Source organism: Pseudonocardia sulfidoxydans NBRC 16205, from assembly GCF_007989085.1.
Classification (GTDB): Bacteria; Actinomycetota; Actinomycetes; order Mycobacteriales; family Pseudonocardiaceae; genus Pseudonocardia; species Pseudonocardia sulfidoxydans.
Genome location: NZ_BJVJ01000028.1, coordinates 1 through 18,353, shown reverse-complemented (window position 1 = coordinate 18,353; position 18,353 = coordinate 1). Strand labels below are relative to the sequence as shown.

At 72.1% G+C, this 18,353-nt stretch carries 18 protein-coding genes, 2 tRNA genes and 1 pseudogene; 12 read left to right on the top strand and 9 right to left on the bottom strand.

Annotated features, from left to right (window positions below; genetic code table 11):
• The first annotated feature begins 51 nt into the window (after window positions 1–51).
• Window positions 52–177, top strand: a complete 126-nt coding sequence (locus tag PSU4_RS32775) for a hypothetical protein (RefSeq protein ID WP_281290684.1) — start codon at window positions 52–54, stop codon at window positions 175–177.
• Window positions 178–191: 14 nt separating this feature from the next.
• On the opposite strand, the gene PSU4_RS15110 is transcribed toward PSU4_RS32775, so the two are convergent.
• From PSU4_RS15110 to PSU4_RS15100, 3 genes are all read right to left on the bottom strand, one after another.
• The gene (locus tag PSU4_RS15110) at window positions 192–563 is read right to left on the bottom strand and encodes a DUF1801 domain-containing protein (RefSeq protein WP_147108342.1); all 372 of its coding nucleotides are present in this window, start codon (window positions 561–563) and stop codon (window positions 192–194) included.
• Entirely contained in the window at window positions 560–1,183 is a 624-nt protein-coding gene (locus tag PSU4_RS15105) for a VOC family protein (protein ID WP_147108337.1), read from the bottom strand. Before PSU4_RS15105 ends, PSU4_RS15110 begins: the two co-directional genes overlap by 4 nt.
• A 139-nt stretch (window positions 1,184–1,322) precedes the next feature.
• Entirely contained in the window at window positions 1,323–2,243 is a 921-nt protein-coding gene (locus PSU4_RS15100; RefSeq protein WP_186816961.1) for a LysR family transcriptional regulator, read from the bottom strand.
• Between the two features lie 145 nt (window positions 2,244–2,388).
• Here PSU4_RS15100 and PSU4_RS15095 point away from each other — a divergent pair, with 145 nt between their 5' ends.
• Window positions 2,389–3,027 carry an L-threonylcarbamoyladenylate synthase gene (locus PSU4_RS15095; protein WP_147108331.1) on the top strand — a complete coding sequence of 213 codons (639 nt, stop codon included), beginning with the start codon at window positions 2,389–2,391 and terminating at the stop codon, window positions 3,025–3,027.
• Window positions 3,028–3,091: 64 nt separating this feature from the next.
• A complete protein-coding gene (locus PSU4_RS15090; protein WP_147108328.1) occupies window positions 3,092–3,694 on the top strand; it encodes a 2'-5' RNA ligase family protein in 603 nt (200 codons plus the stop codon).
• On the opposite strand, the gene PSU4_RS15085 is transcribed toward PSU4_RS15090, so the two are convergent.
• The 3 genes from PSU4_RS15085 to PSU4_RS15075 form a co-directional block, all read right to left on the bottom strand.
• Window positions 3,609–4,208, bottom strand: coding sequence for a hypothetical protein (locus PSU4_RS15085; protein WP_147108325.1), 600 nt, complete (start codon window positions 4,206–4,208; stop codon window positions 3,609–3,611). The genes PSU4_RS15090 and PSU4_RS15085 overlap by 86 nt on opposite strands.
• Window positions 4,209–4,364: 156 nt before the next feature.
• Window positions 4,365–4,805: a YdeI/OmpD-associated family protein gene (locus PSU4_RS15080; RefSeq protein WP_147108322.1), complete on the bottom strand. Its 441-nt coding sequence runs from the start codon at window positions 4,803–4,805 to the stop codon at window positions 4,365–4,367.
• 243 nt (window positions 4,806–5,048) lie between these two features.
• Window positions 5,049–6,308, bottom strand: coding sequence for a M18 family aminopeptidase (locus PSU4_RS15075; protein WP_147108319.1), 1,260 nt, complete (start codon window positions 6,306–6,308; stop codon window positions 5,049–5,051).
• Between PSU4_RS15075 and PSU4_RS15070 the strand changes: the two genes are divergently transcribed.
• The 4 genes from PSU4_RS15070 (at window position 6,303) to PSU4_RS15055 (ending at window position 11,661) form a co-directional block, all read left to right on the top strand.
• Window positions 6,303–7,817: an FAD-dependent oxidoreductase gene (locus PSU4_RS15070; protein ID WP_147108316.1), complete on the top strand. Its 1,515-nt coding sequence runs from the start codon at window positions 6,303–6,305 to the stop codon at window positions 7,815–7,817. The two genes, PSU4_RS15075 and PSU4_RS15070, sit on opposite strands and share 6 nt — an antisense overlap.
• Window positions 7,814–9,835 (top strand): M3 family metallopeptidase, encoded by a 2,022-nt coding sequence (locus tag PSU4_RS15065; protein ID WP_147108312.1) that lies wholly within the window; start codon window positions 7,814–7,816, stop codon window positions 9,833–9,835. Before PSU4_RS15070 ends, PSU4_RS15065 begins: the two co-directional genes overlap by 4 nt.
• 528 nt (window positions 9,836–10,363) lie before the next feature.
• A complete protein-coding gene (locus PSU4_RS15060; RefSeq protein WP_147108309.1) occupies window positions 10,364–11,092 on the top strand; it encodes a response regulator transcription factor in 729 nt (242 codons plus the stop codon).
• A gap of 296 nt (window positions 11,093–11,388) precedes the next feature.
• Complete coding sequence (locus PSU4_RS15055) at window positions 11,389–11,661, top strand: GlsB/YeaQ/YmgE family stress response membrane protein (protein WP_147108465.1); 273 nt, start codon at window positions 11,389–11,391, stop codon at window positions 11,659–11,661.
• 105 nt (window positions 11,662–11,766) lie between these two features.
• On the opposite strand, the gene PSU4_RS15050 is transcribed toward PSU4_RS15055, so the two are convergent.
• A complete protein-coding gene (locus PSU4_RS15050) occupies window positions 11,767–12,822 on the bottom strand; it encodes a histidinol-phosphate transaminase (protein ID WP_147108307.1) in 1,056 nt (351 codons plus the stop codon).
• 57 nt (window positions 12,823–12,879) lie between these two features.
• Between PSU4_RS15050 and PSU4_RS15045 the strand changes: the two genes are divergently transcribed.
• From PSU4_RS15045 to PSU4_RS15025, 5 genes are all read left to right on the top strand, one after another.
• On the top strand, window positions 12,880–13,584 hold the full coding sequence (locus tag PSU4_RS15045; RefSeq protein ID WP_147108304.1) for a dienelactone hydrolase family protein: 705 nt from the start codon (window positions 12,880–12,882) through the stop codon (window positions 13,582–13,584).
• Window positions 13,585–13,621: 37 nt separating this feature from the next.
• A complete protein-coding gene (locus PSU4_RS15040) occupies window positions 13,622–15,601 on the top strand; it encodes an acetoacetate--CoA ligase (protein WP_147108301.1) in 1,980 nt (659 codons plus the stop codon).
• 92 nt (window positions 15,602–15,693) lie between these two features.
• Window positions 15,694–15,783, top strand: a tRNA-Ser gene (locus tag PSU4_RS15035).
• Between the two features lie 51 nt (window positions 15,784–15,834).
• Window positions 15,835–15,910, top strand: a tRNA-Arg gene (locus PSU4_RS15030).
• Window positions 15,911–16,335: 425 nt separating this feature from the next.
• Window positions 16,336–16,890 carry a hypothetical protein gene (locus PSU4_RS15025; RefSeq protein WP_147108298.1) on the top strand — a complete coding sequence of 185 codons (555 nt, stop codon included), beginning with the start codon at window positions 16,336–16,338 and terminating at the stop codon, window positions 16,888–16,890.
• 657 nt (window positions 16,891–17,547) lie between these two features.
• Here PSU4_RS15025 and PSU4_RS15020 read toward each other — a convergent pair.
• Window positions 17,548–17,727, bottom strand: a complete 180-nt coding sequence (locus PSU4_RS15020) for a hypothetical protein (protein ID WP_186816960.1) — start codon at window positions 17,725–17,727, stop codon at window positions 17,548–17,550.
• 353 nt (window positions 17,728–18,080) lie between these two features.
• Window positions 18,081–18,353 (bottom strand): annotated as a pseudogene (locus PSU4_RS15015) (cytochrome bc1 complex cytochrome b subunit); the annotation flags it as partial.

Below are 18,353 nucleotides of genomic sequence, written 5' to 3'. Positions count from 1 at the left end.
TCACCGACGAGGGCCGCGATCGGGGCCGTCCTCGCCCGGGAGTACGAGCTGATGGGGCGCACGCCCGGCGGGCTCAGCGACTCCGACATCGGCACCACGCTGCGCGTGCTGTCCGCCATGCGTGCGGCTCTCGACGCGCTCGAGCCCGACGCCGCGCAGCCGGCCGTCGACAGCTGATGTGCGGCGCGGCGCTACCTCGCGCGGTTGTGGGCGATCGCGGCGCGGACGAGCGCGGCGAGGCCGGCCTCGTCGAGGGTGTCGCCCTCGTACAGCTCGTAGGAGCGGCGTTGCTTGCCGCCGAGCTCGCCGTTGAACAGGCCCGACGGGTCGTCGAGCGAGGCGCCGTACATGAAGCCCAGTTTGACCTTCGCCTTGAAGATGCCGCCGACGATCAGGGGCCCGTCGAGGTCCCAGCAGGGCGCACCCATGTACTTCCAGGCCTCGTCGATGCCGGGGTCGACGCCGAGGATGACGCGGCGGGCAGCGGCGAGGGTCTCGCCGCGCCAGTCGGCGTGGTCGGTGATCAGCTCGTCGACCCGGGCGGCGGCGTCCACGGCGGTCACGCCTTCTCGGCGACGGCCGCGGGGTGCCAGCGGAAGCCGTCGGGGTCGGTGAGGTCGCCGACGTCTCCGCCGATGACGATGCGGTGGGAGCCGGTGCCGTCGGCGGGGACGCCGGCGTCCTTGGCGAGGGCGCGGCGGCCGTAGAGCCCCAGCGTGATCGGGCTGCCGTCCATCGTGAAGTCGACGTACTTGCGGCCGAAGCTCTTGCCGACGGTGAGGCCGTGGTCGACGTAGAACTGGCGGGTCGCGGCGACGTCGTCGCAGCCGAGGAGGACGACGACGGAGTCGATGTCGCGGGTGGCGGGACCGGTGTCCTTCTTGGACGACGACGCGATCTTGACGATGGTGCCGTCCGGGGCGGCCACGACGCCGCCGAAGCCCCAGAACGACTTGGCGGCGGGCTTGAGGACGGTGCCGCCGGCGGCGGTCGCGGCGTCGACGAGCGCGAGCGCGGTGGCGGGCCCGGCGACGACGAGCGACACGGTGAAGCCGCGGAACCCGGTGGAGGGCTCGTCGGTGTTGGCGACGTCGACGAGGTGGTCGAGGCCGAGCGCGGCCCAGAAGGTCCGGGAGCGGTCGACGTCGGTGGTCTGGACGGTGAGGGATGCGATGCGCGTCATGGGGAAGACGTTAGGAGCGGGGGTGCTCCTGCTGCTTCTCGATTCCTGACGGATGCTCGGGCAGCCGGATCGTGAACGCCGGGGGCGCGCCGTCGAAGGTCTCGTCGCGCAGCATGATCTCGGTCCTTGGACGTGACCTTCAGGACGATTCCGCGGCGGGGCCGAGCCACCGCCGGGTGACGGCGTGCTCCGCGGCGATGCGCGCGAAGACCTCGGCCGTCGGCGACACCTCGGCGGCGGGCAGCACGAGCACGAACGGGACGGTCACGGGCTCGGTCAGCGCAACCCAGCGAAGGTGCGCCGCGAGCCCTCCGGTCGAGGAGAGCCCGGCCAGGGCGACGGTCTCGGCGTCGCCGACCGTCCGCTGGCTGACGTCGAACGAGATGTCTCGTTCCACGAGGCGTGGTCGGAGCCCCTGGTCGGAGAACAGGCCGGTGACGAAATCGTGGTACGACGGGTTGGCGGCGCGCGGATGGATGGCGACCGGATAGCGGGCGACCGTGGCGAGCGCGACCGCGTCGAGTTCGGCGAGCGGGTGGTCGACGCGCACGAGCGCGCCGACGGGATCGCGTCGCACGGTCTGCAGGTCTACGCCGTCCGCAGGCCTCGCGGCCCGGGCCAGGCCGACGTCGGCCCGTCGGTCCCGGACCGCGCGGAGGATCGCGGCGGTGGGCAGCACCTCGGTGACGATCTCGACGCCGGGATGGCGCTCGTGCACCGCCTGCACGAGCTGCGGTGCCGTGTCGTAGCCGGCGCTGAGGGTGTACGCCAGCCGCAGCGTCCCGGTGAGCTCCTCCCCGGCCCGGCGCGCGGCGTCCCACGCGTGCGTCAGCCCGGCGAGCGCTGCCGGTCCCCGCGCGCGCAGCGCCTGCCCGGCGGGGGTGAGTGACACGCTGCGGGTGTCGCGCTGCAGCAGGGTGACGCCGAGCTGGGCTTCGAGCTTGCGGATCTGGGCGCTGAGCGAGGGCTGGGCGATGTGCAGCCGACGCGCGGCGCGGGTGAAGCTGAGCTCGTCGGCCACGGCGAGGAAGTAGCGCAGCAGCCGCACCTCGGGCTCCACAGGGGCGCCTCCCCCCGACGACAACGACGACAACGACGACGGCTACGACGGCTACGACGAGCACGACGACTCATAGGCTACGGCTCTGGGTCCATGGGCAGCTGGTCTTTCCCCGCCGGGTGTCGCGCTGCCTAGCGTGCGATCCATGGTGACGATGGCTGAACCACACCCGCTGCCCGGGCTCGACGCGGCGTGCCGCGCCCTGGCCCGCGGACAGGCCGTCGTCGTGCCCAACCCCAGCCCCATGACCTACGGGCTCGTCGCCACCGACCCGGCCGCGGTCAACGCGGCGAAGGGGCGGCCGGTGGAGCAGCCGGTGGCGGTCTCGCTGCACGACCACGCCGAGTGGCACCGGGTCACGCCGGGCCTCGACCTGCCGCGTGAGCTGCTGCCGAGGATCCTCGCCCTGCTGGATCGGCGGCTGTCGCTGCTGGTCCCGGTACGCGAGGACGCGTCGTTGCCGGAGTGGGTCCGGTCCGGGGTGCACGACGGCCACCTGGCGATGTTCAACGGACGGTGGGGCCCGTCGGCTCCGCTGTGGGACCGCTTCCCGCGCCTGCACGGCAGCAGCGCCAACCGTAGCGGGCAGCCACCGGCGGCGTGTGCGGCCGACGCCGCGCGCATGCTCGGCACCGACGTGCCGGTGATCGACGGCGACGCGCTGCGGGATCCGCGCCGCGTCCCCCGCGCCAGCAGCATGGTGCGCGTGACACGCGACGGGAAGATGCGGTTGCATCGCCCAGGGGCCCAGGACGTCGCGTCGATCGTCGACGTCTCCCCGTGACGAGCTGGGCTCGTCGGCGCCGGCTCGGCACGCACCAGCGGTGTCGAGGGCTACCGTTCGGCCCATGGCCGACGCGCTGATCGTCACGGCGATTCTCGACGACGCGGCCCAGGAGCGGTTCGACGCGTTGCGGCGCACGCACTTCCCGCCCGAGCGCAACCACCTGGCCGCGCACGTGACGTTGTTCCACGAGTTGCCGGGGGAGCACCGGCGCGAGGTGGAGGACGACCTCGTCGTGGTGGCGGGCCGCGTGGGCGCCGTGGTCCCGGTGCGTGTGGCGGGTCTGCGGTTCATGGGGCGGGGCGTCGCGTTCGTACTGCGGTCGCCGGCGCTCGCGCAGGCGCGGTCGGGGCTGGCGCAGCGGTGGGAGCCGTGGCTGTCGGCGCAGGACCGGGCGAAGGGCGCGGACCTGCACGTCACCGTCCAGAACAAGGTGGACCCGGAGCGGGCCCGGGCGCTGCACGACGCGTTGCGTGCCGAGTTCGTCCCGTCGGACGTGTCGGCGACAGGGTTGGGGTTGTGTCGCTACCTCGACGGGCCGTGGGAGGAGCTGGCCCGGGTGCCTTTCGTGAAACCGGAGGTCAGCGGTCCCACAGCGGATGCGGGTCCCGCCCGGCGGACATCAGGAAGCGGTCGCGCCAGGACACGTCGGACGGCACGGGGGTGAGAGCGGGCCCGAAGAGGCCGACGGCGCGCCAGTGGTCGGCCCGCGGCTCGGTGATCTCCCACATGGTGCGGGCGAAGACCTCGGTGAGCGGGCAGACGGACCCGCTGAACACCGCGACCTCGTGTGCGGTGACGGCGCGCAGGACGGTCTGGCGCAGCAGGTAGTCGGCGACGGTGACGTCGCCGTGGCGGGAGTGGACGATCGCCTCGGGGTCGGCGGCCTTCGACGCGGCGGCCACGGACTCCTCGGCGAGCCGGGTGAGGACGGCCTCGCGGTCGTTGTCGCCGCCGGCGAGGGGGTCCTCGGTGCCGGGTTCACCACCCGCGAGCAGGTCGGGGACGGTGGCGTCGTCCCGGGCGTGCTCGCGGATCACGGACGAGATGGGGACGGGTGTGCCGTCCGGGAGGCCGAAGGGCGGTGGCACGGTGGTTGATCGGTGTTCGCGGCCGACCCGGCCCAGGACCCATACCGCGACCTGTTCCGCCGTCACGAAGAGTTCAGCCTCGCGGATCATGCGACCTCCTCGTCGACGCCGGCGTTCCCGGTGATCAGAGAGTTCACCCTGCACGACGCCGGGTGGTCGTGGTGTCTCAAATTGCTCCGCTCGGCCGATCACGGGTACCGCTGTCGTCGCGGCCGGGGCGGAGGCGGCGGGCGTGCGGGGAGCTCGTCAGGGAGTGAGCAGTGTCGCGACGGTCTTGTCGATGCGGCGAGCGCGGGTCTCGGGGGTCTTGGCGTCGTCGATCGCCATGACGTGGCGACGTTTGTGGCTGTAGGACAGCGCGTCGAACGCGGCGCGGGCGGCCGGGGCGGCGTCGAGGGCCGCGGCGAGGTCGTCGGGGACGGTGACCTCGCGGGGCTCGGTGTCGAGCTCGACGGTCACGTCGACCTCGTCGCCACCCGCGATCCCGGTGATCGTGCGGATCTCGGCGCTGACGCCGATGAGGAACCGCCCACCCATCGACGCGATGCTGCTGCGCCAGGTGTGCCCGCCCGCGGTGACGGTGACCTTGGGGCGCTTGCCGGCGCCGAGCTGTTCCACGACCTCGTCGGGCACGACGATGCCGGTGTTGTTCTTGCCCGCGGTGGCGATCGTCGTCCGGAATTCCACGGCGGGATCATGCCGCTCGGGTGTGCTGTGCTGCAACGTTCAGGGGCGGCAGCGAGGGGCTCCCCTCCGGTCTCGCCACCACCGTGTGGATCAACGACGCGGACCTGCCGGGGAAACGGTGCATTCGCTCGATTGAGTGCACGCCTGAGTGCACGCCGTGCGGGCCGCGCGCCGGGTCGGCGGATTCCACCGTGACGTCGCCGGTAATTCTCCGGGTATTCGTCGATGTGAATGAATTTCGGCTCAGGTCGCGTCGGTGAGGAATTCGGTGGCGGCGGCGACGAGATGGGCGGGGTCGTCCACACCGCAGAGTTCACGCGCGGAGTGCATCGACAGCACGGGGATGCCGACGTCGACGGTCCGGATCCCGAGCCGTGTCGCGATGATCGGGCCGACGGTCGACCCGCACGGCACGGTGTTCTTCCCGACGAAGAACTGCGATCCGACGCCGGCGGTCCGGCAGGCGCGCTGCCAGGCGGCGGCGCCGGGGGCGTCGGTGGCGTAGCGCTGGTTGGCGTTGACCTTCAGCGACGGGCCCTGGTTGGGCAGGGCGCGGTGGCCGGGGTCGTGCAGGTGCAGATAGTTGGGGTGGGCGGCGTGGGTGACGTCGCACGACAGCGCCCGGGAGGCGGCGAAGACGCGGGAGCGGGCGTCGAATCCGCCGGCGAGGTGGGTCAGCAGCGTCTCGAGCAGTGGGCCGGCGGCGCCGGTGGCGGTGGCACTGCCGATCTCCTCGTGGTCGAAGCCGACGAAGACGGGTGTCGTCGACGGGTCGCGCTCGGCGGCCGCGATCAGCGACGTGATCCCGGCGTGCACCGACGACAGGTTGTCGAGCCGGGGCGCGGCCAGCAGCTCGCCGTGCTCGCCGAGGCGGGCGGGCGGGGTGAGGTCGTGGACGACGAGGTCGTGCGCGGCGATCTCACCGGCATCGACTGTCGCGACGTCGGCGAGGAATGCGAGCAGGTCACCCTCGGAGTGGGAGCCGAGGCCCCAGATCGGCAGCAGGTGCTGTTGGGCGTCGAGCGTCAGGCCCTGGTTGACCGATCGGTCGAGGTGGATGGCCAGCTGCGGGACGCGCAGCAGCGGCCGTGCCACGTCGACCAGCACCGACGTGCCGTCGTAGAGGGAGAGTCGGCCGGCGAGGCCGAGGTCGCGGTCGAGCCAGGAGTTCCACAGCGCGCCGCCGTAGACCTCGACGGCGACCTGTCGCCAGCCGCCGGCGCCGGTGTCGGGCAGTGGCTTGACCTTGAGCGTGGGGGAGTCGGTGTGGGCGGCGAAGATCCGCAGCGGTGACACGTCGCCGCGCTGCCACCACGCCAGCACCGTCCCGTCCCGGACCAGGTAGCGCCCGCCCGGAGTGGTGTCCCACTCGGCGGTCTCCACCTGTTCGGTGAACCCGGCGGCGGTCAGCCGGGCCACGGCCTCGGCCACCGCGTGGTACGGGGTCGGGCTCGCGGAGATGAAGTCGGCGAGGTCCAGCGCGAGGTCGGCCACGTCATGCATCCTGCCCTCGTGGTCGGTGAACGGTTCGACGTGGTCGTCGTCGGGGGTGGGAGCGCGGGCTGTGTGCTGGCGGCGCGGCTGGCGGAGAAGCGGTCCCGGAGTGTGCTGCTGCTGGAGGCCGGCCCCGACCCTGTGAGCGGTAATAGTCGCTATAGCGACTATTACCGCTCACGAGCCTCTGACCTGTCCGCCACCGTGCCGGGCCATCCGCTCAACTGGGCCTACCCCGCAGAGCTGGCGCGAGGTGTCGACGCGATCCTGCCCCGGGGCCGGGTACTCGGCGGGTCGAGCGCGATCAACGGCGCCTACTTCGTCCGTGCCACCCGAGCCGACCTCGACGATTGGGCGGTCCCCGGCCTCTCCTACGACGAGGCACTGCCGTTCTACGTGCACAGTGAACGCGACCTCGACTTCGTCTCCGAGGATCACGGCGACGCGGGGCCGATACCGGTCCGCAGACCGTCGGGGGCCCTGGAAGCGCCCACCACCGAGCCCTTCCTCGCCGCCGCTGCCGCCCTCGGCTTCCCGGACGAACCCGACAAGAACGCCGGCGGCCCGCCCGGGGCGGGCCTGGTCCCGTCGAACGTCGTCGACGGGGCGCGGGTGAGCGCCGCCGACGCCTACCTGCGCGCGCAGCCCGCCGAGATGCGCACCAGCGCGGTGCTCCGGCCGGCCGACGACGCTCGGGTGCATCTCGGGGGTGGGCTCACCGTCCGCACCGACACGCCGGTGACCAGCATCGAGCTGGACCGGTTGCGGGCGGTCGGGGTGCGGACCGCGTCCGGCACGGTCGAGGCCGGGGAGGTCGTCCTCGCCGCCGGGGCCCTCGCGACGCCGCGGCTGCTGATGCGGGCCGGCATCGGGCCCGGCGACACACTGCGGGACGCCGGCATCCGCGTCCGCCACGACCTGCCCGTCGGCATCGGGTTCTCCGACCACCCGGCCGTCTTCCTGCCCTTCCGCCCCCACGAGACCGCGCAGCCGCACCCGCACGCCGTCACCGCGCAGGTCGCCCTGCACCTCGACTCCGGCGCCGACCCCGCAGGCGACCTGGAGCTGCTGCTGTTCACACGGCCGTTCACCCCCGGCGGGCCACTGCACGTGATGTGCGCGCTGCAACGCCCCGAACGCAGCGGGCTGCTCACCCCCGGCCGCACCGAACACCGCTACCTGCGCACCGAGGCCGACCGGCGACGGCTGCGTGCGGCCGTCCGGATCGCCGCCGACCTGCTGCGGGCGGGTCTCGGCACCCGCGTCGAACCCGAGGGTTTCGTCCTGGGCAACGACACCCGGCTCGACGGATGGATCCGCGACCACCTCACGTCGTCGTCGCACCTGTCCGGGACCGCGGCCATCGGCCCGGTGTGCGACCCCGAGCTGCGGGTCCGCGGGACGAAGGGGCTGCGCGTCGTCGACACCTCGGTGTTCCCCGCCGTCCCCCGAAGGGGGCCCGCTGCCAGCGCGATCATGCTGGGGGAACGCGCCGCGGCGCTACGTTGGGACGTGTGAGCGACAACCCGTTCCTGCGCGCGAGCGACCTGCCCTACCAGCTGCCCGACTACCGGCGCATCGCCGACGAGCACTACGCCCCCGCGTTCGACGCCGGCATGGCCGAGCAGCGCGCCGAGGTCGAGGCCATCGTCACGAACCCGGAGCCGGCGACGTTCGAGAACACCGTCGCCGCGCTGGAGCGGTCCGGGCGCATCCTCGACCGGGTGTCGACGGTGTTCTTCAGCCGCGCGAGCGCCCACACCAACGCGGCCATCGAGGCGCTGCAGGCCGAGATCGCGCCGAAGCTCGCCGCGCACCGCGACGCCATCGCGCTCGACCCGCGGCTGTTCGCCCGCCTCCGTGACCTGCACGAACGCCGCGACGCGCTGGGGCTGGACCCGGAGGCGCACCGGCTGCTGGAGAAGCTCGTCGACGAGGCCGTCCGCGACGGCGCCGAGGTCGACGAGGCCGGCAAGTCCCGGCTGCGAGAGCTCAACGCGCGCATCTCCACACTGTCGACGGCCTTCGGCAGCCACCTGCTCGCCGACACGAACGCCTCGGCCGTCGCCGTCGACGACCCGGCCCGGCTCGACGGCCTGTCGTCCGGCGCGGTCTCAGCCGCTGCGGGGGCGGCCGCCGCCAGGGGCCGGGACGGCTACCTGCTCACGCTCGTCCTGCCGACCAGCCAGCCCGCGCTGGCATCGCTCACCGACCGCCCGCTGCGCGAGGAGCTGTTCCGGGCCTCGGTCGAGCGCGGGGCCCGCGGCGGCGACCACGACACCCGCGCGATCCTCGCCGAGCTCGCCGCGCTGCGCGCCGAACGGGCGCGGCTGCTCGGGTTCCGCGACCACGCCTCCTACGTCGCCGCCGACAGCACCGCCGGCTCCGTCGACGCCGTCCGCGGGCTGCTCGCCGACCTCGTCCCACCAGCCGTCGCCAACGCGAAGGCCGAGGCCGCGGAGCTGCAGGAGGCGGCAGGCGACGAGCCGCTGCAGCCGTGGGACTGGTCGTTCCACGCCGAACGCGTCCGCAGGGAACGCTTCTCCGTCGACACCGCCGCCCTGCGCCCCTACCTGGAGCTCGACCGTGTGCTGCACGACGGCGTGTTCCACGCCGCGGGCGCCCTCTACGGGCTGCGGTTCGCCGAACGCGACGATCTCACGATGTACCACGACGACGTCCGCGTCTGGGAGGTCTCCGACGACTCCGGGCCGCTCGGCCTCTACGGCCTCGACGCCTACGCCCGCGACTCCAAGCGTGGCGGCGCCTGGATGAACGCGCTCGTGTCGCAGTCGCGGCTGCTCGGGCAGCGGCCCGTCGTGATGAACACCCTCAACATCCCCCGGCCCACCGACGGCGAGCCCACCCTCATGACCTTCGACGAGGTCACGACGCTGTTCCACGAGTTCGGCCACGCCCTGCACGGGCTGCTCTCCGACGTCACCCACCCGCGGTTCTCCGGGACGAGCGTGCCGCGCGACTTCGTCGAGTTCCCGTCGCAGGTCAACGAGATGTGGTCGCTGTGGCCGGAGGTCCTCGCCCGGTACGCCCGCCACCACGAGACGGGCGAGCCGATGCCGGCCGAGCTCGTCGAGAAGCTGGTCGCGGGCCGGGCCTACGGCGAGGGCTTCGCGACGACCGAGTACCTCGCCGCGGCCGTCCTCGACCAGGCGTGGCACACCCTCACCGACGACGTCCCCACCGCCGACGAGGTGCAGGACTTCGAGGCGCGCGCCCTGGCCGACGCCGGCATCACGCTCGACACGGTCCCGCCCCGGTACCGCAGCACCTACTTCAACCACGTCTTCGCGGGCGGCTACAGCGCGGGCTACTACTCCTACATCTGGTCGGAGGTCCTCGACGCCGACACCGTGGAGTGGTTCACCGAGAACGGCGGCCTGCGCCGCGAGAACGGCGAGGCGTTCCGCACGGCACTGCTGTCGCGCGGCGGGGCCGTCGAACCGATGGAGGCCTACCGGGCCTTCCGCGGCCGCGACCCCGAGATCGCGCCGCTGCTGGCCCGCCGAGGACTCTGAAAGGCGCCGATGCCGGCCGGCGGGCGGGGACGAGGTCGTTTCCGCCCGTCCCCGCCCGGGGCGACCGCCTCGCCGACGACCGTCCGATGGGGAGCTTCGGAGGGGCGCCGACCCCGCGGTGGGTGCCGGATGGGACGAGTCCCCGGGCCCCGCTTGGGGCGCCGGACCCGGGGACATCGATCCGTACGGACGTCGCGCGGCCGAGGATGGGAGCCGTTGGCCGCGGTCGATCCTCGCGACCGGCCGGTTGGGGAGCGTGCCGGTCGCCTGCGCGGTTGTTCCGTCGCATGGACCGAGAACCTATGAAGCCGCGCCGCGTCGAGGAACGATCCTGAGAGCCGAGGTTGCGCGTGCGCGCCGACAGGTCCGCGGGACGCGCCGGAGAGCCCCCCACGCCGCACGTCCTCCGTACCCCTTGCTCCGATCGGAGCAAGGGGTGTCTCAGGAGTGACCGCTGGTCAGGTCAGGACGACCGCTCGGCCCGTTAGCCGATCGTTACCTACCGCTGACGGGGGAGGGTCTTCGTCGATGCTCCCTGTTGCTCCCCCAGAGGGCGCGTCGGCGTACGTCCCGAGCCAGCGGTCGTCGGATCCAGGACCGCTGCCGGACACCGTTCTGCTGGCGCTGCCCGCGACCGCGGCCACCGCGTCGGTGCTGCGCAGCCTGCGCGCCGACGGCCTCGACGTCGCCCCTGCCCACGACGGCATCGGCGTGCTCGACGCCGCCCGGGCCGGCGTCCCCGCCCTGGTCGTCCTCGACGTCGAACTGCCGGGCCCCGACGTCTCGACCGTCGTCGGCGCCCTGCAGGCCGAGGTCTCCTCCGCGCCGATCGTCGGCGTGACCCCACGCGAGCGGCGATCGTCGCTGCTCGGGCTGCTGCGTGCCGACCGCGACGACTACGTCCTGCGCCCGTTCGCCGTCGACGAGCTCGTCGCGCGCATCCGGCTGCGGCTGCGCCAGGGCGGCCTGATCGAGGAGAAGGTCGTACGTGTCGGCGACCTCGCCGTCGACCCCGACCTCGGCGAGGTCCAGGTCGACGGGCGACCCGTCGCGCTGTCGCCGACCGAGTTCTCCCTCCTCATGGCGCTCGTGTCCGAGGCGGGGGAGACGGTCTCGCACGACCGGATCGCCCAACGCGTGTGGACGGAACCGGCGTCGGCGAATCTCGTGCAGGTCTACATCTCCTACCTGAGACGCAAGATCGGGGCCGAAAGAATTCGTACCGTGCGCGGCGCCGGATACGTTCTCGGAGGCTGACCACCCGTTCGGGTCGGTGTGGGACGTGCACGTTCGGCGCAGAGTGGTCCGAGCGCGTTGCCCCCGGAAACACCGACGGGCCATCCGGAGCCACATGATCAGGGCGAACGGTGGACGCCCACGTGTCGATCGGACGGATCCCCCCGTCCTGTATGTCGGCATTCGAACGGACAGATAACACTTCGGTGTTGTTCGTGGCGTCCAGCGAGCAAGAAAACGCGAACGCTGTCAGTCTCGTGCCACGAGAAATTGCGCGGCCGTGGTGGCGGCGCCTCGACGACGGATCGGGGGATCACATGCTCGGTAGCATCATCGGCGCAATCATCATCGGTATCGTCCTCGGAGTTCTGGCCCGGGTCATCCTCCCGGGCAAGCAGAACATCCCCGTGTGGCTGACGATCGTGGTCGGCATCGTCGCGGCCTACATCGGTACCTGGATCGCCCGCGCCTTCGGTGTGGCCGACACCAACGGTATCGACTGGCTCGAGCACATCATCCAGCTCATCGTCGCGATCATCGGCATCGCGCTCGTCGCGGGCATCTGGGCGCGGCGCGGCGTCCGCAGCTGATCGCTGCGCAGCTGACCGACGGGCGGCGCACCTGAACGCCGCTTCGCTGAACAGAACGGCCCGGGGACCTCGGTCCCCGGGCCGTTCGTCTGCGCGCTGCGCGGCTCAGTTCGCGACGAACGAGGCCGCCGCGGCGAGCAGCAGGTCGTTCTCCTCCGGGCTGCTCACCGTCACCCGCACCCCGTCCGCGGCGAACGGCCGCACGATCACCTTGTGATCCATGTGGTGCGCCGCAAAGGCCGCCGTGCGCTCGCCGAGCGCCAGCCACACGAAGTTCGACTGCGTCGGCGGCACCACGTACCCCAACCCCAGCAGCGCGTCGCGCACCCGGTCGCGCTCCGACACCACCCCCGGCACCGACGCCAGCAGCTCCTCCTTCACCTCGAGCGCCGCCATCGCCCCCGCCTGCGCCACGACGCTGACCGCGAACGGCGACCCCACCTTGCGCAGCGCCGCGACGACCTCCGGCGCGCCGAACGCGTAACCCACCCGCAGCCCCGCCAGCCGGTACGCCTTCGAGAACGTGCGCAGCACCACCAGGTTCGGGTACGCGTCGACCAGGTCCCGCCCGTCGACGGCGTCGTCGGCCGTCACGTACTCGTAGTAGGCCTCGTCGAGCGCGACGACGACGTCCGGCCCCACCGCGGCCAGGAACCGCTCCAGCTCCGCCCGCGTGACGACCGTGCCCGTCGGGTTGTTCGGCGAACACACCATGATCAGCCGCGTCGCCGGACCCACCGCGGCGGCCATCGCGTCGAGGTCGTGGCGGAAGTCGTCGGTCAACGGGATCGGCCGCGACGTCGCGCCACCCACCTGCGTCACGATCGGGTACGCCTCGAACGACCGCCACGCGTAGACCACCTCGTCGGCCGGCCCGAGACAGGTGATGTTGACGAGCTGCTGGCACAGGCTCACCGAGCCGCACCCCACCGCGACCCGCTCCGGAGGCAGGTCCAGCTCCCGGGCGAGCCGCTCGGTCAACGTCGTCACCGCGAGATCCGGGTAGCGGTTGCCCCCGGCCGCGGCCTCCGCGACGGCGGCGAGGACCGAGGCGGGCGGGGGGAGAGGGACCTCGTTGCTGGCGAGCTTCACGGCCCCGGGAACGGCGCGACCGGGCACGTAGGCCGGTAGCGCGTCGAGGTCCGCGCGGATCAACGTCATGGGAGTCACCGTAGACCGGCCCGGTGACTCGTCGATCGACGTGACAGGCTTGCGCCCATGACCGAGATCCGGACGGAGACCGTCCCGCTCCTCGACGGCAGCCGGCTGCGGCTGACCGTTGCCGAGCCCGACGGCTCGGTGCGCGGGGGGATCGTCGTGCTCCACGAAGCGCGGGGTGTCACCGAGAGCGTCCGCAACCTCGTCTCCGGCATCGCCGGTGACGGGTGGCTGGCCGTGGCGCCCCATCTGTACCACCGCGACGGTGCCGACGAGATCGACGCCGCGCACTCCGACGAGCGCGTACAGGAGCAGGTCGACAAGCTCGACCGCGAAGAGGTCATGGCCGACACCGACACCGCGTTCGGCTGGCTCGCCGAGCACGACGTCCAGGCCGACCGCATGGGCGTCGTCGGGTTCGACCTCGGTGGTTCCGTCGCCCTCCTCGTCGCGGCCAGACGCACCCTCGGCGCAGCCGTCACCGTCGGCGGCGGCGGGGTCACCACCCCCACGTCCGACGGCCTGCCCGAGCTGCTCGACGCCGCGTCGTCGCTGACCTGCCCCTGGCTCGGCATCTACGGCACCCCGGCCGAGGGCGGCGAACACCCCGGGATCGGACAGCTGCGCGACGCCACCGACAGCGCCCGCGTCGCCACCGACCTCGTGACGTTCCCACTGACCGGCCACCGCTTCGACGCCGACCCCGACGCCGCCGCCGAGGCCTGGCAGCGGATGCTCAACTGGTTCGGTTCACACCTGCGATAACTGGTTTCCGCCTCTGCGGCAGGGAAAACTCCGGGTCATGGCAACCGGAGCCCCCGACGTCGTGTGGTCCCCCTCGCCTGACGCAGCGGCGTCGAGCGAGATCGCGAGATTCGCCCGCTTCCTGCGTGCCGAACGCGGCGTCGACCTCCCCGACGACACCGACTACGCGGCCCTGCACGCCTGGTCGGTGGGCGACGTCGGCGCATTCTGGGCCGCCGCCGCCGACTTCTTCGGCGTCCGCTTCCACGACGCCCCCACCGCGCCCCTCGGGGCCGACGCCATGCCCGGCGCCGACTGGTTCCCCGGCGCCACGCTGAACTACGCCGAACACGCCCTCACCGACGGACCCGGCCGCGCCGACACCGACGACGCCCTCGTGTTCGCGCGCGAGGACGGCATCGAACGCGTCGTCACCCACGCCGAGCTGCGCGACCTCGTCGGCCGGTTCCGGGCGGGCCTCGTCCGGGCCGGAGTCGGCAAGGGCGACCGCGTCGTCGCGTTGGCGCCCAACAGCGTCGAAACGCTCGTCGCCTTCCTCGCCACCGCGAGCCTCGGCGCGATCTGGTCGTCGTGCTCCCCGGACTTCGGCGCCCGCGCCGTCCACGACCGCTTCGCCCAGATCGAACCCGCCGTCCTCGTCGTCGTCGACGGCTACGTCTACAACGGCCGGACGTTCGACATCCGACCCACCGTCACCGCCCTGCGCTCCCAGCTGCCGACCGTCCGCGAGACCGTCCTCGTCCCCTACCTCGACGACGCCGCGACCCTCGACGGCACCACCGGCTGGGCCGAGTTCACCGCCGACGCCGCGCCGCTCGCGTTCGAGCCCGTCCCGTTCGGCCACCCCCTGTGGGTCCTCTACTCGTCCGGGACGACGGGGCTGCCCAAGGGCATCGTCCACGGCCACGGCGGCATCCTGCTCGAACACCTCAAGGCCCTGCGCCTGCAGTCCGACCTCGGCCCCGGCGACCGCTTCTTCTGGTTCACCACCACCGGCTGGATGATGTGGAACTACCTCATCGGCGGCCTGCTCGCCGGGGCGACGATCGTCCTGTTCGACGGCAGCCCCGCCCACCCCGACCTCGGCGCCCTCTGGCGGCTCGCCGAACGCCACCGCGTCAAATACTTCGGGACGTCCGCCCCCTTCATCCAGTCCTGCCTCAAGGCCGGCCTGCGCCCCCGCGACGAGGCCGACCTCTCCGCCCTGCGCACCGTCGGCTCCACCGGTGCCCCGCTCTCGCCCGAGGGATTCGAATGGGTCGGCGACGCCGTCGGTGACGACCTGCAGATCGCGTCCGTCTCCGGCGGCACCGACCTGTGCGCCGCCTTCGTCGGCGGGGCGCCCACCGTCCCCGTGTGGCGCGGCGAGATCTCCTGCGCCGCACTGGGTGCGGCTGTCGTCGCCTACGACGAGAAGGGCCAGGAGCTCCTCGACGAGGTCGGCGAGCTCGTCGTCACCCGCCCCATGCCGTCCATGCCCGTCATGTTCTGGAACGACCCCGACGGCACCCGCCTGCGCGAGGCCTACTTCGACGACTACCCCGGCGTCTGGCGCCACGGCGACTGGGTCCGCCTCACCCCGCGCGGCTCCTACGTCATCTACGGCCGTTCCGACTCCACCCTCAACCGCGGCGGCGTCCGCATGGGCACCGCCGACTTCTACGCCGTCGTCGAAGCCGTCGACGGCGTCGCCGACTCCCTCGTGATCGACACCACAGAGCTCGGGGCGCGCAGCGAGGGCGCCCTCCTCTGCTTCCTCGTCCTCGCCGACGGCACGTCGCTGGACGACGTCGAAGCCGGCCTGAGGAAGACCCTGCGAACCGAGCTCTCACCCCGGCACGTGCCCGACCGCTTCATCGTCATCGACGCCGTCCCACGCACCCTGAACGGCAAGAAGTGCGAGGTCCCGGTCAAGAAGATCCTGGCCGGAGTCGCCCCCGACAAGGCCGTCAGCCGCGGCGCCCTGCAGAACCCCGACTCGTTGGCGCCCTTCCTGGAGATGGCCGCCTCCGGATGATCGACATCGGGTGATCGTCCGGGGGGTGGGGGGTGTGCGAGGGCCGTCGGAGGGGCGTGTAAGGTTCTACTCGCTGAGGCCGAGAGGCCCCGGGAGGCTTCGCCTAGTCTGGTCTATGGCGCCGCACTGCTAATGCGGTTTGGGGTCACCCCCCATCCCGGGTTCAAATCCCGGAGCCTCCGCGCAGGCGTGGTCCGACTCCCGGGTCGGCTGCGGCTACAATTGAAGAGCACGCGCCCGTAGCTCAACGGATAGAGCATCTGACTACGGATCAGAAGGTTAGGGGTTCGAATCCCTTCGGGCGCACCACGGTGACCAGCAGGAACGGTCATCATTCACCTCCTCAGAAGGTGCGGCAGCGGCTGATGTGGTCGCACAGTGGTCGCATCGCTCATCGCACGCTCCGCGGCCCTCTCGGCCGCGGCAGCGTCGGGGACGGCGGCGGGCCGTCGGCGGCGTGTGAGGCTTCTCGCGTCAGGTGCCCGTAGAGGTCGGCGGTGATCGCCACCTGTGAGTGCCGAAGCATCTTCGACGCGACCGCCAACGGCACGCCGGCGCGCAGGACATCCTCAACGCACTACTCGGGACGATCGCGAAGAGCCGCTCCGACGTCACCGTCGGGGCCAAGGATGCGGCCACGCCGATCGCCGACGCCATCCGACGCAACATCGCCGGGATGCGCGCGGACACCACGGTCGGCGTCAAGTACGTCGGCGGCGCCGGGAGCATCGCCAATGGCACCGGTGGCCAAGGGCGGCATCCTCGGCATGGCCAACGGCGCCACCATCCGCCACCTGCGCCCGATGCGGGGCGGCATCGCCCAGGTCGTCGAGCCGAACACCTGGCGCGTCATCGGAGACCGGCTGCGGGGCAAGGAGTCGTTCATCCCGCACGACCGGTCGCGTCGCTCCCGCGACATCCTCAGCCAGACCGCTCGCGCGCTCGGCTACGACCTCGCCCCCCGCGGGGCCTTCCGCCGGTACCTGGCCGCTGGCTTCGCCGGCCCCTCGGGTCGGGCGGGCGTCACTCGTGACGAGCTCGCCGGCGCGGCCGGTCGCGGGATCGACTCGGTCGCGACGCCGCTCGGCGGGGGCGGATCGTCGACGGGGCTCGCCGCCCTGGCCTCGCAAGTGGCAGGGATGCGCGCCGACCTGCGCGCGCTCGCTCCGCTCCTCGAGCGCAACACCGCGGCGGCCGGTGCCATGCGGCCCATCACCGTCGAGGACCGCTCCGGCAACCCGACCGACACCGCCCGGCGGGTGCAGCTCGCCGGCCGGTTCTCGCCCTGACCCCCCTGCGTCGGCGGACCCTCGGGCGCGTGACGACAGAGCTTCCGCCGCACCTCCTGTTCGACCGGTGCGAGAACGTCCGGTATCGCGGCTCGCACGGTCACCGTCGACTCGCGCCGCGGGCTGCTCGTCGCGGTGAGCCCGCGCAGCCTGGTGCGAGTTGAGCCGAACCCACGGTGTCGAACCACCTAGCTCGACGGTCAGAACGCGGGATGTGAGGGCAGGCATTCAGCGCAGGAGTCGCCCCGTTGACCTGCCGAAACGCGCCTGGCTTAGGGGCGCGGCTCGGTGCGAGTGCGCAGGAACGCGCACAGCTCCTCTTGATCCATCAGGCCCCTCGCCATCTGGATGAAGAGCGCTACCAACTCGCCTTGAGTGATTGCAGCGTCGAAGCCGTTGACGTACAGGAAGGCCAACGTCGCGATCGCGGCCAGTCGCTTGTTGCCGTCGACGAGGCCATGGTTACGGACGACACCCAGCCGAGCGCAGCAGCCTTCGATGCGGCGTCAGGGAACGGGTTGTGCCCGAAGGGCGCTGTGCGAGGACGACTCAGGGCAGAGTCGACCTTGTGGGTGCTCTGGATCGGTTTCAGGCCCCACTGGGCGATGATCTTCTTGACGTCGTCCAGCTCGAGGTAGAGCCAGCCGTCGTCCAGGATCACAGCTTCCCGAGGAGGTCGATGGCGACCGAGTATCGCTTCTCGATCTCGGCCATCGCGTCGTCGAAGGACAGGCCGCGCTCAGGGTGTGGGGTCTTCAGATCAACGAGCTGGTCGTCGTGGAAGAGCTCCTCGGCGGCCTCGGCGACCTTCATCTGCGCTCGCACCGCCGCGGTCATGGTCACCCCCTTCTCCGACAACTACAGCTCAGTTCTGTACAACTTCGTCAATGAGTGCACAGTTCTGCTACATCATGCCTCGAAGTGCACAACGTTGCACTAGCCCGCAGAGTGACGTCCGTTGGCGAAATGACCTCACCGCCGCCGCGCCCGCGCCACCGGTGATCGTCGCGGCCACCAGCGTGATCCTCACCTGGCCGCATGCTGCCGCTGGAGTCCCGGTCATAGTCTGATCCGGATCAGGAACCTCCGCGAGAGGGACACGCTGACCGCGTTGGTCGTGCCGGAGAGCTGCGCGTCAATCACCGTGGACCAGCGCCGACTTTGCCCGCGTCACCAACACGGTCAGACCATCAAGCGTCGGCTCCGCTGGCGGGACGGCGTGCGTCGGGGCGGCCGGCCAGGGTCGGTTCGCCACGACGCTCGTTCATCCGGTCGACCTCGGTCTGGTGGTTCTCGGTCCACGCCGTCTGCAGGGCCACGGTCTCCTCGACCGGGTCCGGGGTGAGCAGCGAGCCGGCCACCGAGTGGCCCGCCGAGCCGAGCTGGTTCATCCGCTTGGGCACCGGGGCGCCCTGGTAGGCCAGCGGGATGGCGTGTCCGTGCACGTCCATGCCGCCCAGGGG